This is a genomic window from Micromonospora sp. RB23 (assembly GCF_053585025.1).
On sequence record NZ_CM132111.1, the window covers coordinates 540,111 to 556,121 of the forward strand.

10 protein-coding genes are annotated in these 16,011 nt (G+C 72.1%); 7 read left to right on the forward strand and 3 right to left on the reverse strand.

What is annotated here, in order from left to right; genetic code table 11:
- The 4 genes from ACTFTM_RS02490 to ACTFTM_RS02505 all read left to right on the forward strand — a co-directional run bounded on the left by ACTFTM_RS02490 (position 1) and on the right by ACTFTM_RS02505 (position 4,475).
- Entirely contained in the window at positions 1–1,539 is a 1,539-nt protein-coding gene (locus ACTFTM_RS02490; protein WP_449564253.1) for a SpoIIE family protein phosphatase, read from the forward strand.
- Between the two features lie 178 nt (positions 1,540–1,717).
- Positions 1,718–2,254: a PadR family transcriptional regulator gene (locus ACTFTM_RS02495; RefSeq protein WP_449564254.1), complete on the forward strand. Its 537-nt coding sequence runs from the start codon at positions 1,718–1,720 to the stop codon at positions 2,252–2,254.
- Positions 2,251–2,952 carry an ABC transporter ATP-binding protein gene (locus tag ACTFTM_RS02500; protein ID WP_449564255.1) on the forward strand — a complete coding sequence of 234 codons (702 nt, stop codon included), beginning with the start codon at positions 2,251–2,253 and terminating at the stop codon, positions 2,950–2,952. Before ACTFTM_RS02495 ends, ACTFTM_RS02500 begins: the two co-directional genes overlap by 4 nt.
- On the forward strand, positions 2,949–4,475 hold the full coding sequence (locus tag ACTFTM_RS02505; RefSeq protein WP_449564256.1) for an FtsX-like permease family protein: 1,527 nt from the start codon (positions 2,949–2,951) through the stop codon (positions 4,473–4,475). The genes ACTFTM_RS02500 and ACTFTM_RS02505 overlap by 4 nt, the downstream gene beginning before the upstream one ends.
- Before the next feature lie 50 nt (positions 4,476–4,525).
- Here the strand turns inward: ACTFTM_RS02505 and ACTFTM_RS02510 are convergent, their stop codons facing one another.
- Complete coding sequence (locus ACTFTM_RS02510) at positions 4,526–6,622, reverse strand: S9 family peptidase (protein ID WP_449564257.1); 2,097 nt, start codon at positions 6,620–6,622, stop codon at positions 4,526–4,528.
- A gap of 96 nt (positions 6,623–6,718) precedes the next feature.
- On the opposite strand from ACTFTM_RS02510, the gene ACTFTM_RS02515 reads away from it, so the two are divergent.
- The gene (locus ACTFTM_RS02515) at positions 6,719–8,077 is read left to right on the forward strand and encodes an FAD-binding oxidoreductase (RefSeq protein WP_449564258.1); all 1,359 of its coding nucleotides are present in this window, start codon (positions 6,719–6,721) and stop codon (positions 8,075–8,077) included.
- A 106-nt stretch (positions 8,078–8,183) separates the two neighbouring features.
- Here ACTFTM_RS02515 and ACTFTM_RS02520 read toward each other — a convergent pair whose 3' ends face one another.
- On the reverse strand, positions 8,184–10,253 hold the full coding sequence (locus tag ACTFTM_RS02520; protein ID WP_449564259.1) for a SpoIIE family protein phosphatase: 2,070 nt from the start codon (positions 10,251–10,253) through the stop codon (positions 8,184–8,186).
- A gap of 253 nt (positions 10,254–10,506) precedes the next feature.
- On the opposite strand from ACTFTM_RS02520, the gene ACTFTM_RS02525 reads away from it, so the two are divergent.
- Both ACTFTM_RS02525 and ACTFTM_RS02530 read left to right on the forward strand, forming a co-directional pair.
- The gene (locus ACTFTM_RS02525; RefSeq protein WP_449564260.1) at positions 10,507–14,874 is read left to right on the forward strand and encodes a HAMP domain-containing protein; all 4,368 of its coding nucleotides are present in this window, start codon (positions 10,507–10,509) and stop codon (positions 14,872–14,874) included.
- Complete coding sequence (locus tag ACTFTM_RS02530; protein WP_449564261.1) at positions 14,871–15,425, forward strand: response regulator; 555 nt, start codon at positions 14,871–14,873, stop codon at positions 15,423–15,425. The genes ACTFTM_RS02525 and ACTFTM_RS02530 overlap by 4 nt, the downstream gene beginning before the upstream one ends.
- Here ACTFTM_RS02530 and ACTFTM_RS02535 read toward each other — a convergent pair.
- A complete protein-coding gene (locus ACTFTM_RS02535) occupies positions 15,417–15,929 on the reverse strand; it encodes a GbsR/MarR family transcriptional regulator (protein WP_449564262.1) in 513 nt (170 codons plus the stop codon). The genes ACTFTM_RS02530 and ACTFTM_RS02535 overlap by 9 nt on opposite strands.
- Between the last annotated feature and the right edge of the window lie 82 nt (positions 15,930–16,011).

Genomic DNA, 16,011 nt, shown 5'->3' on the forward strand with positions numbered 1-16,011 from the left:
GTGGACGCCGCGCCGACGACCGTCCTGGTGGTCGATGACAGTCGTACCAAGCGTTACCTGCTGGTCAGTTGGCTCAGCCGGGCCGGGTACACCGTCCTCGAAGCGGAGAGCGGCGCCGAGGCGCTGGCCCGGGTCGGGACGGACCGGATCGACCTGGTGGTGCTGGACGTCCGGCTGCCCGACCTGAGCGGCTACGAGGTGTGCGAGCGGATCAAGGCGGCGCACCCGGCGATGCCGGTGATCCACGTCTCCGCGCACGCCGTGGACGTCGCCGACCGCGCCCAGGGGCTCACCCGGGGGGCGGACGCGTACCTGGCCGAGCCGATCGAGCCGGAGGAGCTGATCGCCACCTCCCGGGCGGTCCTGCGCTACTACCAGGCCCGGCAGCGCGCCGAACTGCTCGCCGAGCGGCTGCTGGGCCTCGCCGACACCACCGTCGCGGTGCACGCCGCGTCGACCTTCGCGCGGCTGCTGGAGGTCGCCGCGGCGGGTGCCGCACAGATCTTCAAGAGCCCGGCCGCCGTGATCGCCGAGACGTTCGACGGTGACTGCATCGCCGGTGTCTGCGCCGGTCCCGGCGCGGACGCCGCCATCGTGCCGTGGGTCGTCGACGACACCGGAGTGCCCACCGGCGCCACCGTGCGGGTCGAGCCCCCGCAGAACTGGGGCCTGCTCACCTGGCCGGCGAACGACACGGTTACCGTGGCCGCGGCCAAGCTGCGGGAGGACCGCGCGCCGCTCTACGTGGTCGTACCCACCGCCACCCAGACCGCCCGGACGCCGGTGCTCGTGCAGCTCGCCCAGGCCGTGGCGGCGGCCGTCGAGGCCCAGCGCTCCTTCGACGAGGAGCACCGGATCGCCGTCACCCTCCAGCGCAGCCTGCTCCCGCGCAGCCTGCCCACGGTCGCCGGACTGGACCTCGCGGTGCGCTACGAGCCGGCCAGCGCGCAGACCGAGGTGGGCGGCGACTTCTACGAGCTGGTGATGCTCGACGGGCACCTCCTGCTGGCGATCGGGGACGTCGCCGGCCACTCGCTGCACGCGGCCACCGTGATGGCCGAGCTGCGGCACGCGGTGCGGGCGTACGCCGTCGAGGGGCACCAACCCGGCGAGATCCTGCACCGGGTCAACGAGCTGATGCGTACCCTGCTGCCGGATGAGCTGGCCACACTGTGCGTCCTGCTGCTGCACCCGCCGAGCGGCCGGGTCCGGCTGGCCAGCGCCGGTCACCTGCCGCCGCTGCTGCACCGCGACGGCAAGATCGAGTTCGTGCAGCACTCGGCGCCTCTGCTCGGCGTCCGCGCGCCCCGTCCGGCAGACCTGGAGTTCGTGCTGCCGGCCGGTGCCACGCTGGTGTTCTACACCGACGGCCTGATCGAGCGCCGGGACGCCACCATCGACGAGGGGTTGGCCGCCCTCGCCGCGGTGTCGGCCACAGTGGACGAGAACCTGGACGACTTCTGCGCCCGCCTACTTGTCGAACTGGCCCCCGACAAGATCCAGGACGACGTAGCCGTAGTAGTCCTCCGCCGCCGCTAACGGCCGCCCCCTCCACCCCCGGGGCTCTCCGCCCCCTCTCTGCCCCGGTGATCAAGAGGTTGGCGTCAAATTCCGGCCTGTCGATGACGCGAACCTCTTGATCACGAGGGTGCGGGGTGGGTGGTGGGTGGGGTGGGGGATGTTGACTGGGGTATTCGCTGGGTGAATAGTGGGGTGGGTGTCCACGCCGCATGTTCTGCTGGGGTTGCTGGCCGGGGGGAGCCGGCACGGGTACGAGCTCAAGCGTGCGCATGACCAGCGGCTGCCCCGGGCCCGACCGTTGGCCTTCGGGCAGGTCTACGCGACCCTCGGTCGCCTCGAACGGGACGGGCTGGTGGCCACCGCCGGCCAGGACCGCGCATCCGGGCCGGACCGCACGGCGTACGCGCTGACCGACGAGGGGCGCTCCACCCTGGACCGGTGGCTGTCCGAAGTGGAATCACCGATGCCGTACGTGGCCAGCACGCTCTTCGCCAAGGTCGTCGTGGCGCTGCTGGTCGCCGACGTCGACCGGGCACGCTCGTACCTGGTCGCCCAGCGGGCCGCGCACACCGCGCGGCTGCGGGAACTGACGGCGGTCAAGACCGACCCGGCCGCCACCCTCAACGACGTGGTCGCGGCCGACTTCGCGATCGCCCATCTCGACGCCGACCTGCGGTGGCTGCACACCACGCTGGGCCGGGTCGCCGACTGGCACCGGGAGGTGCACGCGTGACGCAACTCCAGGCCCGCGGCGTGGTTCGGGCGTACGGCCCGACGCCCGCCCTGCGCGGTGTGACGCTCGACGTGGCCGAGGGCGAGATCGTCGCCGTCACCGGGCCGAGCGGCTGCGGCAAGTCGACCCTGCTGCACTGCCTGGCCGGGATCCTCCGGCCCGACGCGGGTGAGGTCACCTGGCGCGGCCACCGGATCGACACCTGGTCGGAGGCCGCCCGGTCCCGGCTGCGGCGTACCGAGTTCGGTGTGCTGTTCCAGTTCGGTCAACTGGTCGCCGAACTGACCGCGGCCGAGAACGTGGCCCTGCCCCTGCTCCTCGCCGGCACGGGGCGGCGAGAGGCACAGACGGCGGCCCTCACCTGGCTGGAACGGTTCGGGGTGGCCGACCTGGCCGACCTGCGGCCCGGTGAGATGTCCGGAGGTCAGCAGCAGCGCTGCGCGACGGCGCGGGCGTTGGTCACCGAGCCGCGGGTGCTCTTCGCCGACGAGCCGACCGGCGCGCTCGACACGCTCACCGGCGAGCAGGTGCTCACCCAGCTGGTCCGGCTCGCACGTGAGCAACGGACCTCCGTCGTGCTGGTCACCCACGAGCCGCGGATCGCCGCGTACGCCGATCGGGAGATCGTGCTGCGCGACGGCCTGGTGGACCACACCGGCCTGGGGCTGCACGTGCCGTTGGCGGGCGGCGCACGGTGAGGCCGGCGACGCTGGTGCGGCTCGCGCTGGCCGGCAACCGGACCGACACGGCACGCGTCGTGCTGACCGCGCTCAGCGCGCTGCTGGCGACGCTGGCGGGGCTGGCGGCGCTCACCGTCCTCGCGATCGAGAAACCGGCCGGCGACGCCTGGGCGCAGTCCGAGCAGTACCGCAACGCGCTGCTGCGTGAGCCGGGACTACGCGGCGGGACCGCGTTCGCGCTGCTGATGCTGACCGTCCCGGTACTGGCGCTGGCCGGCCAGTGCGCCCGGCTCGGCGCGCCGGCCCGGGACCGGCGACTCGCCGCGCTCCGGCTGGCCGGCGCGACCCCCGGTCAGGTCACCCGGCTGGCGATCCTGGAGACCGGCCTGGCCAGCCTGCTCGGCACCCTCGCCGGGCTGGGCGTCTACCTGGTCGGCCGCGATCTCCTGCACCGGCCGGACGACCAGGGCCGATTGGCGCTGCCCACCGATGTGCTGCCCCCGGTCGGCGCGCTCGTCGCGGTGGTGCTGGGTCTGCCGGTGATCGCGGCGCTGGCCACCGCCCTGATGCTGCGTACCGTCACGACGAGCCCGCTCGGGGTCAGTCGCAAGGCCGCCCGCGAGCGGGGTCCACGTCCGTGGGCCGGGCTGTTGATCGGTCTGGGTCTGGGTTCCTTCATCGCCGTCCGCCCGTTGCTCTACCGGGTCGAGGGCAACGCCGTGCTGCTGGGCTGGCTGGTGCCGCTGTTGTTCCTGGTGAGCGGACTCACCGCGATGATCGGGGTGGTGGTCGGCGCCGGCTGGATCTCGTACACCTGCGGGCGTCTGCTGCGCCGGCACGCCCGGGGCGCGTCGGCGCTGCTCGCGGCGGGCCGGCTCATGGCCGACCCGTGGGCGGGCAGCCGGACGTTCGCCGCCCTGCTGGCCGCCGTGATCTTCGGTGCCGGAGCGGCGGCCCAGCGCGCCTACTTCGTCGCGCAGGACGCGCTGGAACGGGAGCAGAATCGCCTCGCCGGGGTGGACGACGGCGGTGCCAACCCGTTCTACCTGTCGACCATGGACCTGGTCGACGCCGCGGTGGCCGTCGCGGTGCTGATCGCGGCGGGCGGTCTGATCGTCGCGCTGGTCGAGGGAATCGTCGCCCGCCGACGCGCCTACGCCGCGCTGGTCGCCACCGGCGTGCCCCGCGCCACGCTCAGCGGATCGGTGGCCTGGCAGGCGCTCGCCCCCGCGGTGCCGGCGATCCTGCTGGCGCTCACCGTCGGAGCGCTGCTCGGCCGGGGACTCTTCCCCAGCACCACCACGAGCGCATCGTCGACGCTGGTCTGTGACGCCACGGCGGAACTCTGCGACGACCCGGCCACCCGTGACCAGTACACCCACCTCGTGCAGACCGCTGCGCAGGAGCGGACTGTCGCCGTACCCCTGGAGCACCTGGCCTGGCTCGGCGCCGGCGCCCTGGCGGCGGTGCTGGTGACGGTCGGTGTCGGCCTGCTGTTCCTGCGGGTGAGCACGGCGGTGGACGAGTTGCGGACGGCCTGACCGGCCGTGGCGGCGGTGCGCCGCCACGGCCGTGTCGGACCGGCTAGGGCCTAGGCGCGGCCCAGGCGGTCCAGGATCCAGGCGTTGATGAACGCCTCCTCGCGCCAGGCGTCGTAACGACCGCTCGGGCCGCCGTGCCCAGCGCCCATCTCGGTCTTGAGCAGGTAGTCGCCCTGCGGTGCGGTCGCCCGCAGCCGCGCGATCCACTTCGCCGGCTCGGAGTAGAGCACCCGCGTGTCGTTGAGGCTGGTCACCGCGAGGATCGCCGGGTAGTCCACCGCCGCGACGTTCTCGTACGGCGTGTACGACTTCATGTACGCGTACACCTCGGGGTCCTCGAGGGGGTTGCCCCACTCCTCCCACTCCGTGACGGTCAGCGGCAGCGACGGGTCGAGGATCGAGGTGAGCGCGTCCACGAACGGCACCTGCGCCACGATCCCCGTGAACGCCTCCGGAGCGAGGTTGGCGACCGCGCCCATCAGCAGGCCGCCGGCCGACGCGCCCCGGGCCACCAGCCGGTCGCTGGCCGTCCAGCCGGCCTTGACCAGGTGCCGGGCGCAGGCCACGAAGTCGGTGAACGTGTTCCTCTTGGCCAGCATCTTGCCCTGGTCGTACCAGCGTCGGCCCAGCTCGCCGCCGCCCCGGGTGTGCGCCACGGCGAAGACCACGCCCCGGTCCAGCAGGGACAGTCGGGCCACCGAGAACCACGGGTCCATGCTGGCCTCGTACGAGCCGTAGCCGTACAGCTCGCAGGGGGCCGAGCCGTCCCGGGGCGTGCCGACCCGGCAGACCAGCGAGATCGGCACTCGGGTGCCGTCGTCGGCGAGCGCCCAGTCGCGGTGCTGCTCGTACTCGGCCGGGTCGTACGGCCGACCGTCCGGGCCGGGCAGCACCGGCTTCTGCTTGCGCAGCACCATCTGCCGGGTGACCAGGTCGTAGTCGTACACCGAGTCGGGCGTGACCAGCGACGAGTAGCGCAGGCGGACCTGCCCGGTGCGGTACTCCGGGTTGGCGTCCAGACCCACGCTGTAGAGCGGCTCGGGGAAGTCGATGTCGTACCCGTCGTCGCTGCCGACCGGCAGCACCCGCAGGCCGGTGAGCCCGTCGGTGCGCAGGGACACCACGAGGTGGTTCGCGAACGCGTCCACCGCCTCCAGGCGGGTGCCCGGGGTGTGCTCGATCAGCGGCACCCAGTCGCCGGGGGCGTCCGCCGAGGTGAACGCCAGCGCGAAGTCCTCCGCGCCGTCGTTGTGCAGGATCAGGAAACGGTGACCGTGGTGCTCCACCGCGTACTCGACGCCCTGCCGGCGCGGCGCGATCACGGCCGGCGCGCCGGTGGGGTTGCCGGCGGGGATCACCAGCACCTCGCTGGTGATTTTGCTGTGGATGTCGACGAGGACGAACTTCTCGGACCGGGTCAGCTCGACGCCCACCCAGAACCGCTCGTCGTCCTCCTGGTGCACCACCACGTCGTCGGAGGCGGCGGAGCCGATGGTGTGCCGCCAGACCCGGTTCGGCCGCCAGGCGTCGTCGACCGTCACGTAGAACAGCACCGACGCGTCGGCCGACCAGGCGGTGCCGTAGAACGTGTCCGGCACCTCGTCGGGCAGCAACTCCCCGGTGCTCAGGTCCTTGACGCGCAGGGTGAAGCGCTCGTCGCCGGAGAAGTCCGTCGAGTACGCCAGCCAACGCCCGTCCGGGCTGACGTCGAACGCGCCCAGCGAGAAAAAGTCGTGCCCCTCGGCCAGCAGGTTGCCGTCGAGCAGCACCTCCTCGCCGTCGAGCGGAGCGCCGTCCGCGCTGACCGGCGGGTCGGACTCGCCGTCGCGGACCGCGCGCCGGCAGTGCACCCCGTACTGCTGGCCCTCGATCGTCCGCGTGTAGTACCAGTACCCGCCCTTGCGGGTGGGTACTGACAGGTCGGTCTCGCGGGTGCGCTGGCGGGTCTCCTCGAACAGGTCCGCGCGCAGGGCGGCCAGGTGCGCGGTGCGCTCCTCGGTGTACGCGTTCTCGGCGGTCAGGTAGGCGATCGTCTCCGGGTCGTCCTTGGCGGCGAGCCAGGCGTACTCGTCGACGACGGTGTCGCCGTGGTGGGTGCGCTCGGTGGGCACCCGCTTCGCCGCGGGCGGGGCAGTCTCGGTGGTCACGGCGGCCACGTTACCGGCCGGCTCACCCTACGTGCCGGACCAGTGGCATCCCGAACATCACCACCTCGCCTTTAGAACACATGTACGATAGCCGGCATGGCGGCAGCAGCGAGTTACCTCGGCCGGTCCGGAGCCCTCGAGATCACCCGACGATTGACGGCGATCTGCGGTCCGCCGTTCGCCCGACTCGCCGGTCCGGCCGACGAGGTCGCCGGGCGTCCGGCCCGCTGGGTGGCGGTGCCCGGCGGTCCACACGCCGCGGCCGAGGTGCTGCGGCTGGCCGCCGCCCACGATCTGACGGTGGTCGCCCGGGGCGCCGGCACGAAGATCGACTGGGGCGCCACCCCCACGCAGGTCGACATCCTGCTCGACACGGGTCGGCTGGCCGGGATCGGTCACGAGCCGGTGGGCGCTCCGATGGTCGAGGTGGGCGCGGGCACTCCACTGCGCGCGGTACAGGCCACTCTGGAGCGCACCGGGCAGCGGCTCGCGATGGACGCCCCCTCGCCGGGCGCGACTCTCGGTGGGGTGCTCGCCGCCGGAGAGGCCGGCCCACTGCGGCACCGCCACGGCAGCCCGTGCGACCAACTCGTCGGCGTCCGTTACCTGGCCGCCGACGGTGAGCTGGTCAGCGCCGGCGGCGGCGCGCCGGGGCTCGACCTGGCCCGGCTGCTCTGCGGTTCACAGGGCGCGCTCGGCGTGCTGGTCTCGGCGAGCCTGCGGGTGCAGCCGGTGCCGGCCAGCCGGCTCTGGGTGTCCCGGCCGGTGTGGACCCCGCTGGAGGTCCACGAGCTGATCCGGTCGATCCTCGCCGCCCGACTGGAACCGGCGGCCATCGAACTGGACCTGCCCGGTGGCCTGCCCCGGCCGCGCACCGCGTACCCGCCGGGCCACCCGGCTGCCACCGCCCGGGAGCGCCACCCGTCGATGTCCGGCCGGTCCGGCGCCCCGTCCCGGGCGGGCAGCCTCGTGGTGTTGCTCGAAGGCGGCCCGGCCGAGATCAACGAACGCGCCGAGCGGCTGGTCGGCCTGCTCCACGGCGAGGCGACCGTGACCCACTCGGCACCACCGTGGTGGCGTCGCTACCCGTTCGCGCCCGGCGACACGGCACTACGCCTGGAGGTGCCGATCAGCGATCTGCACGCCGCCGTGTACGCGCTGCGCGACGCGGCCGGCGCGCCCGTGCCGGTGCGCGGCTCGGCCGGTCTGGGCGTGGTGCACGCGGCCCTGCCCGGCGCGGTGGCGCCCGATCGGGTGGCGTCCATCCTGGCCGCCGTCCGTGGGGTGCTGCTGGCCCGGCAGGGGCGTTGCCTGGTCGTCTCCGCCCCGGCCGCGGTCCGGCAGGCCGTCGACCTGTGGGGCGAGCTGGCCGGCCTGGCCCGGTTGGAGGCGGCCAAGGAACATCTCGACCCGGATCGCCGCCTGGCCCCCGGCCGCCTCCCCGGCGGCCTGTGAGGCCGCCGAACCGCCCGTGACGCTGGCACCGGCCCGTGATGCTGTGCGGGCCGGTGAGGCTGCGCGGGCCCGGTGACGCTGCGCGGGTCCTGTGAGCCGGCGCTGTTCAGACCACGTCGTTGCGGAGCACCAGGACGGCGATGTCGTCCCGGGGTGGCTCGACCGAGAAGTTGATGGCGGCGGCGCGCAGGCGCGCGGCGACCACGTCGGCGGAGTAGCCGGCCAGCGGCGCGGCCGCGTCCCGCAGCCGGTCGGTGCCGAACAGCTCCCGGCCGCGCCGCCGCTCGGTGACACCGTCGGTGTAGAAGATCAGCGAGTCGCCCGGGGCGAGCGTGATCTCCGTCGTCGGCGAGGTGATGCTGTCGAGCAGGCCCAGCGCCGTGCCACCGACACCGACGAACCGGGCGCCGCCCGCGCCGGCCAGCAGCACCGGCCGGTCGTGCCCGGCCAGGTGCAGGGACACGTCGAGATGGTCGCCGTCGCCAGGCCCGACGGCGGCCAGCGCCAACGTGCAGTACCGGCCGCCGCCCCGCTCGACGAGCGTCTCGTTGAGCCGGGCCAGCGCCTCCGGCAACGGCTTGCCGTCACCGACCAGCACCCGGATCACGTCCCGTACGAGCCCGGTGACCGCCGCCGCCTGGACGCCCTTGCCCGACACGTCGCCGATCACCACGAGCCAGCGCCCGTCGGGCAGCGGGACCACGTCGTAGAAGTCGCCACCCACCTCGGCGTCGTCGCCGGTGGGCACGTACTCGGCGGCGAAACCGATGCCGTCCACCACCGGCAGCACGGGCGGCAGCAGGGACTGCTGGAGGGTCTGCGCGACCCGTCGACGCTCGGCGTGGATCCGGGCGTTCTCGATCGCCAGGGCGGCGCGCCGGGCCACGTCCTCCAGGACGGCCACCTCGTCCGGGTCGTGCCGGTGGCGCTGGTGCCGGCCCACCGCGAGGGTGCCGAGCCGCTGGCCGCGGGCGATCAGCGGGACCGCGAAGCCCTCCATCGGGCCGCCGAGCGGGATCTGCGCCGCGCTGCGGGACGCCTCCCGCAGCCGGGCCTGGATGGAATCCGGGCCGGTCTCCGCCAGGACCCGGTGCAGCTGTGGCAGCACCGACTCGTCGGCGTGGCTGGTCGCGGCCAGCCGCAGCCGGCCCCACTCGTCGGTGGTGTGCACGGCGCACCACTGGCCGAGGCGGGGCACCACCAACTGTGGGATCAGCGCCATGGTCAGCTCGACGTCCAGCGACTGGGCCAGCAGCTCGCTCGCCTCGGCGAGGAACGTCAGCCACGCCTGCCGGCGGACGTCCGCCCGGCGCAGCCGGTCGTTCTCCAGGTGCAGCGACAGTCGCTCGGCGGTGAGCACCGCCAACGGGCGGGCGTACGCCGACGGCGCGGCGTCCAGCTCCAACTCCCCGGCGTACGGCCGGTGCACGGTCAGCGGCACCCGCAGCAGCTCGCTGTCGGGGCGGGGCTGCCGGCCGAAGCGGGCCAACAGCTGTCGGCCCTGCCCGTCGCCCCGGTCCAGGCGGACCGCCCCACCGGCCGCGCCCACCATCTCGGCCACCCGGCTGAGCAAGCTGGCGGCGAAGTCGGGCAGCGGGTCGTCCGCGTACATGTCGGGGGCGGTCTGCATGAGTTCGCTCATCGCGCCCGCGCTCGGGGCCGAACCCTCGGCGGCCCCGGGGCCGCCGGTCATCGACGCGCCGCCGGCGCTGGCGCCGGCGGCCGGCTCGGTGCCCGGCCGGTCCAGGCGGAACCAGACGCCCTTGCCGGTCGGCAGGTACGTGGTGCCCCAGCGGCTGGCGAAGTGGTCGACGAGCAGCAGTCCGCGACCTCGCTCGGAGACCTCGTCGATCTCGGTCGTGTCGTTGCGGACGCCGACGGTCAGCTCGTCGTTGCCCGAGCTGGGCGCGAAGTCGGAGACGGTCACGGAGAGCCCGACACCGTCCGCCACGACCTCGATGTCCAGTTCGGTGCCGGCGTGCTCCACGGCGTTGGTGGTCAGCTCGGTGGTGAGCAGCAGCGCCTCGTTGACCAGGTCGTCGAGGTGCGCCTCGGTGAGGACGGAGCGGACGACCGCGCGGGCGGCGGCGGGCGTACGGCGGTCGGCGGGCAGACGGACACGCCGGACGGCCCCGTTCCGGGCCCCCGCCGTCGCGGGCCCCGCCTCGGCTGACACCCCCGTATCCTCTACCGTTCCCCGGTCAGGTGCCAAGCCGATCCGTGATCGGCGGGGTGCGCCGCGGCCTCCCCGACGTGACGAGCGCCACTGCGCGATGTCTGTGTCGGGTTGGGTACCGCCGCGAGGATCGCGGGGGCCGCCCGGGTTGATCGGCGGGTCGCGCACCCTGGCACCACGGCCGACGCGGGCACAATATGGGGTGCCGGTGTGTCTGTACGGGCACGGACCCCCCCCAGGTGAGCGAGGCATCATGACCACGGCGAAACAGTCGTACGCGGATCCGTCCGCCCCCGACCAGGATGCGCTGCTCGATGAGCTGACCGAGGCGCTGCGACGGGTGCGTCGCGGTGACCTGAAGGTCCGGTTGCCCCGCCGCGCCGGCAAGGTGGGTGAGGTGGCGGACGCCTTCAACGAGGTGGTCTCGCTCCAGGAGCGGCAGTACCTGGACCTGCGGCGGATCAGCCGGATCGTCGGCCGGGACGGCCGGCTCACCGAGCGGCTGGACGACGAGGGGCTGGACGGCTCGTGGGCGGAGGGGCAGCGTGCCATCAACTCGCTGATCGACGACCTGGGCCGGCCGACGACCGAGATCGCGCGGGTCATCGTGGCGGTCGCCGACGGCGACCTGTCCCAGCACATGGCGTTGGAGATCGACGGCCGACCGCTGCGCGGTGAGTACCTGCGCATCGGGCGCACCGTGAACACGATGGTCGACCAGTTGTCCTCGTTCTCGAACGAGGTGACCCGGGTGGCCCGTGAGGTGGGCACCGAGGGCAAGCTGGGCGGCCAGGCCGACGTGCGGGGTGTCGCCGGCACGTGGAAGGACCTCACCGACTCGGTGAACACGATGGCGTCGAACCTGACCGGCCAGGTGCGGTCGATCTCGCAGGTGGCGACGGCGGTGGCCAAGGGCGACCTGTCGCAGAAGATCACGGTCAGCGCGCGCGGTGAGGTGGCCGAGCTGGCCGCCACGATGAACTACCTCACGGACACGCTGCGGCTCTTCGCCGAGCAGGTGACCCGGGTGGCCCGTGAGGTGGGCACCGAGGGCAAGTTGGGCGGGCAGGCCGAGGTGCCGAACGTGGCGGGCACGTGGAAGGACCTGACCGACAGCGTCAACTCGATGGCGTCGAACCTGACCGCCCAGGTGCGGAACATCGCGCAGGTCTCGACGGCGGTGGCGCGGGGTGACCTGTCGCAGAAGATCACCGTGGCGGCGCAGGGCGAGATCCTGGAGCTGAAGGACACCGTCAACACGATGGTGGACCAGTTGTCGTCGTTCGCGGACGAGGTCACGCGGGTGGCGCGTGAGGTGGGCATCGAGGGCAAGCTGGGTGGTCAGGCGCAGGTACGCGGCGTCTCGGGCACCTGGCGGGACCTGACCGAGAACGTCAACCAGTTGGCCGGCAACCTGACCAGCCAGGTCCGCAACATCTCCCAGGTCTCCACCGCCGTGGCGAAGGGCGACCTGAGCCAGAAGATCACCGTCGACGCGCAGGGCGAGATCCTGGAGCTGAAGAACACCGTCAACACGATGGTGGACCAGCTCTCGTCGTTCGCCGACGAGGTCACGCGGGTGGCCCGTGAGGTGGGCACCGAGGGCAACCTGGGCGGTCAGGCGCAGGTCAAGGGCGTCTCCGGCACCTGGCGCGACCTGACCGACAACGTGAACTCGATGGCGTCGAACCTGACCAGCCAGGTCCGCAACATCGCCTCGGTGACGACGGCGGTGGCGAAGGGTGACCTGTCGCAGAAGATCACGGTGGACGCGCGGGGCGAGATCCTGGAGCTGAAGTCGACCGTCAACACGATGGTGGACCAGCTCTCGTCGTTCGCCGACGAGGTGACCCGGGTGGCCCGTGAGGTGGGTACCGAGGGCAAGCTCGGCGGCCAGGCCCAGGTGCGCGGGGTCGCGGGCACCTGGCGCGACCTGACCGACAACGTGAACTCGATGGCGTCAAACCTGACCGCCCAGGTCCGCAACATCGCCCAGGTCTCGACGGCGGTGGCGAAGGGTGACCTGTCGCAGAAGATCACGGTGGATGCGCGGGGCGAGATCCTGGAGCTGAAGTCGACCGTCAACACGATGGTGGACCAGCTCTCGTCGTTCGCCGACGAGGTGACCCGGGTGGCCCGTGAGGTGGGTACCGAGGGCAAGCTCGGCGGCCAGGCGCAGGTCAAGGGCGTCAGCGGTACGTGGCGGGACCTGACCGACAACGTGAACTCGATGGCCTCGAACCTGACCAGCCAGGTCCGCAACATCGCCTCGGTGACCACGGCGGTGGCGAAGGGCGACCTGAGCCAGAAGATCACGGTGGACGCCCAGGGCGAGATCCTGGAGCTGAAGTCCACCGTCAACACGATGGTCGACCAGCTCTCGTCGTTCGCCGACGAGGTGACCCGGGTGGCCCGCGAGGTCGGCATCGAGGGCAAGCTCGGTGGTCAGGCGCAGGTCAAGGGCGTCTCCGGCACCTGGCGGGACCTGACCGAGAACGTCAACCAGCTCGCCTCGACGTTGACCACCCAGTTGCGGGCCATCGCCCAGGTGTCCACCTCGGTGACCCGGGGCGACCTGACCCAGCGGATCGCCGTCAAGGCGCAGGGCGAGGTCGCCGAGCTGAAGGACAACATCAACCAGATGATCGTCACCCTCCGGGAGACGACGAAGAAGAACGCCGAGCAGGGTTGGCTGGACTCCAACCTGGCCCGCATCGGTGGCCTGTTGCAGGGTCAGCGCGACCTCGGCGAGGTCTGCCGCATGATCATGACCGAGGTGACGCCGCTGGTCGACGCGCAGCTCGGCGCGTTCTTCCTCGCCGACGACACCGACGGCAGCATGCGGCTGCGGTTGACGTCGTCGTACGGCTACGTGGCGCGGGGGCACGACGTGACCTTCGGGCCGGGTGAGGGACTGGTCGGGCAGACCGCCCTCTCGCGCCGGACGATCCGGGTCAGCGCCCCACCGAACAGCCGCCTCACGCTGCGTTCCGGGCTGGCCGAGACACCACCGACCGACCTGGTGGTGCTCCCCGTGCTGTTCGAGGGCGAACTGCTCGGGGTGATCGAGTTCGCCAGCGTGTCCGCCTTCTCCGAGCTGCACCTGTCGTTCCTGGAGCGGCTGGTGCTCACCATCGGCATCGCGGTCAACACCATCCAGGCCAACCGGCGTACGGAGGAGCTGCTGGCCCAGTCGCAGCGGCTGGCGCACGAGATGCAGGAGCAGTCGGCGGAGTTGCAGCGCACCAACGCCGAGCTGGAGGAGAAGGCCACCCTGCTCTCCGAGCAGAAGGGCAACATCGAGACCAAGAACCGGGAGATCGAGCTGGCCCGCCTCGGCCTGGAGGAGAAGGCGCAGCAGCTCACCCGGGCGTCGGCGTACAAGTCGGAGTTCCTGGCCAACATGAGCCACGAGCTGCGTACGCCGCTGAACTCGTTGCTGCTGCTGGCCCGCCTGCTCGCCGAGAACTCGGAGCAGAACCTCAGCCCGAAGCAGATCGAGTTCGCCCGGACCATCCACGGCTCCGGCTCCGACCTGCTGCGCCTGATCGACGACATCCTCGACCTGTCCAAGATCGAGGCGGGCCGGATGGACGTCGAGCCCACCGAGATCCGCTTCACCGAGCTGCGCGGCTTCGTCGAGCAGGCGTTCGCGCCGCAGGCCGAGGAGAAGAATCTCGACTTCCAGGTACGCGTCAGCAAGGATCTGCCGCCGGCGCTGGTGACCGACGCGCAGCGGTTGCAGCAGATCCTGCGCAACCTGCTGTCCAACGCGGTGAAGTTCACCGACAACGGCGCGGTGACGTTGCGGATCGCCCCGGCCGCGCCGAACGCGGTGTTCGACGTGCCGGCGCTGACGAACGCCCAGCAGGTGATCGCCTTCACGGTGATCGACACCGGGATCGGCATCTCCGACGACAAGCTGTCGATCATCTTCGAGGCGTTCCAGCAGGCGGACGGCACGACCAGCCGCCGCTACGGCGGCACCGGCCTGGGTCTGTCGATCAGTCGGGACCTGGCGCGTCTGATCGGTGGCACGATCACGGTCTCGTCGGCGCCCGGTCAGGGCTCGACGTTCACGTTGTTCGTGCCGCAGGTTCTCGCCCCGGACGCGGTCGTCGCGCCGCAGTCACCGTCTCCGCAGCGCGCCGGCCTGCCGTCGTCGCTGCTCATGCCGCCGCTGGAGTTGTTGCCGGAGCGGCCGGAGGCGCCGGCCACCCGGCAGTTGGACGGCGCCACCGTACTGATCGTGGACGACGACGTGCGCAACGTCTTCGCTCTGACCAGCGCGTTGGAGCTGCACGGCATGACCGTGCTGTACTCGGACAACGGGGCGGACGGCGTCCGCCTGCTGGCCGAGCATCCGGAGGTGGACATCGTGCTGATGGACGCCATGATGCCCGACCAGGACGGGTACGAGACGACCCGGCAGATCCGGCGTAACCACCGGTTCGCCGACCTTCCCGTCGTCTTCCTGACCGCGAAGGCGATGCCGGGCGACCGTGAGTCGGCGCTCGCGGCCGGGGGAAGCGACTACATCACCAAGCCGGTCGACCTCGACGACCTGATCGAGCTGATGTCGTCCTGGATCAGCGGCAGCCGCACCGAGGAGACTTCGTGACCCAGATGGCCAAGGCGCTGCTCGTCGACGACCGCCGGGAGAACCTGATGGCCCTGGAGGCGATCCTCCAGGGCCTGCCGGTTCAGTCGGTGGCCGTGGAGAGCGGCGAGGCGGCACTCAAGCAGTTGCTGGTGGACGACTTCGCGGTGATCCTGTTGGACGCGCAGATGCCGGACATGGACGGCTTCGAGACGGCCAGCCACATCAAGCGCCGGGAACGCACCCGGCACGTGCCGATCATCTTCCTCACCGCCGCCGACCGGGACGCCCAGCTCGCTTTGCGGGGCTACCAGGTGGGTGCCGTTGACTACCTGACCAAGCCGTTCGACCCGTGGGTGTTGCGGGCCAAGGTGTCGGTCTTCGTCGAGCTGTGGGTGAAGACCCGGCAGTTGGCCGCCCAGTCGGACCTGGTGCGGGAGCGCGACGCGCAGTGGCGGCGGCTGACCGACGCGGTGGACGAGGCCACCGCCCTCCTTCGTTCCGACGACTCCGAGGCGCGGGACCGCGCGACGGAGTTGTTGGAGCAGGCCCGTTGGGGCAGTTCAGCCTGACGGGGTGGCCGCGTTGTCGCCGGGGCGCAGGTGACCGGTCTGCGCCCGGCGGACGCGCCAGCGTTCGCCCAGTGAGTCGATCTCTTCCTGGACGAAGATGAAGAAGTCGCGCATCTCGGCCACCCGTTCGCCGGCCGGCGTGTCCGAGCCGAGGGCCCCGATGCCGCCTTCGGCCACGTCGATGAACGTCTTGTAGATCGCGGTCTTCGTGATGGTCCCCTCGTACCAGGGGTTCTCCGGCATCCGGTAACGGTCGCGGCGGGAGCGGGGCACCGGCTCGCGGATCAGCATGCCGAACTGGGTGAGGTAGCGGACCGCGCCGCTGACCGCCGCCGCGCTGACTCCGAGCCGTTCGCCGATCTCGGCGGCCGTCAGCGGGTCGTCCGCGCTCATCACGGTGAACAGCACCCGGGCGGCCATGCGCGGGAAACCGACCTCGGCGAACGTGAGGGCCATCCGTTCCACGAAGAGGTGCACCGGGTCATGGCCGTCGGCGTCTGCCATTTCTGGTCCCCCTCCTGGGCGTGTCGTGGGCACCGATGGTGCCCGGCTCACACTGTCTTCACAACTTTGTGAAACGAGTGTA

Coding starts and splice junctions, on each gene's coding strand:
- ACTFTM_RS02525 (WP_449564260.1), top strand. CDS start 10,507: ATGACCACGGCGAAACAGTCGTACGCGGATCCGTCCGCCCCCGACCAG.
- ACTFTM_RS02515 (WP_449564258.1), top strand. CDS start 6,719: ATGGCGGCAGCAGCGAGTTACCTCGGCCGGTCCGGAGCCCTCGAGATC.
- ACTFTM_RS02535 (WP_449564262.1), bottom strand. CDS start 15,929: ATGGCAGACGCCGACGGCCATGACCCGGTGCACCTCTTCGTGGAACGG.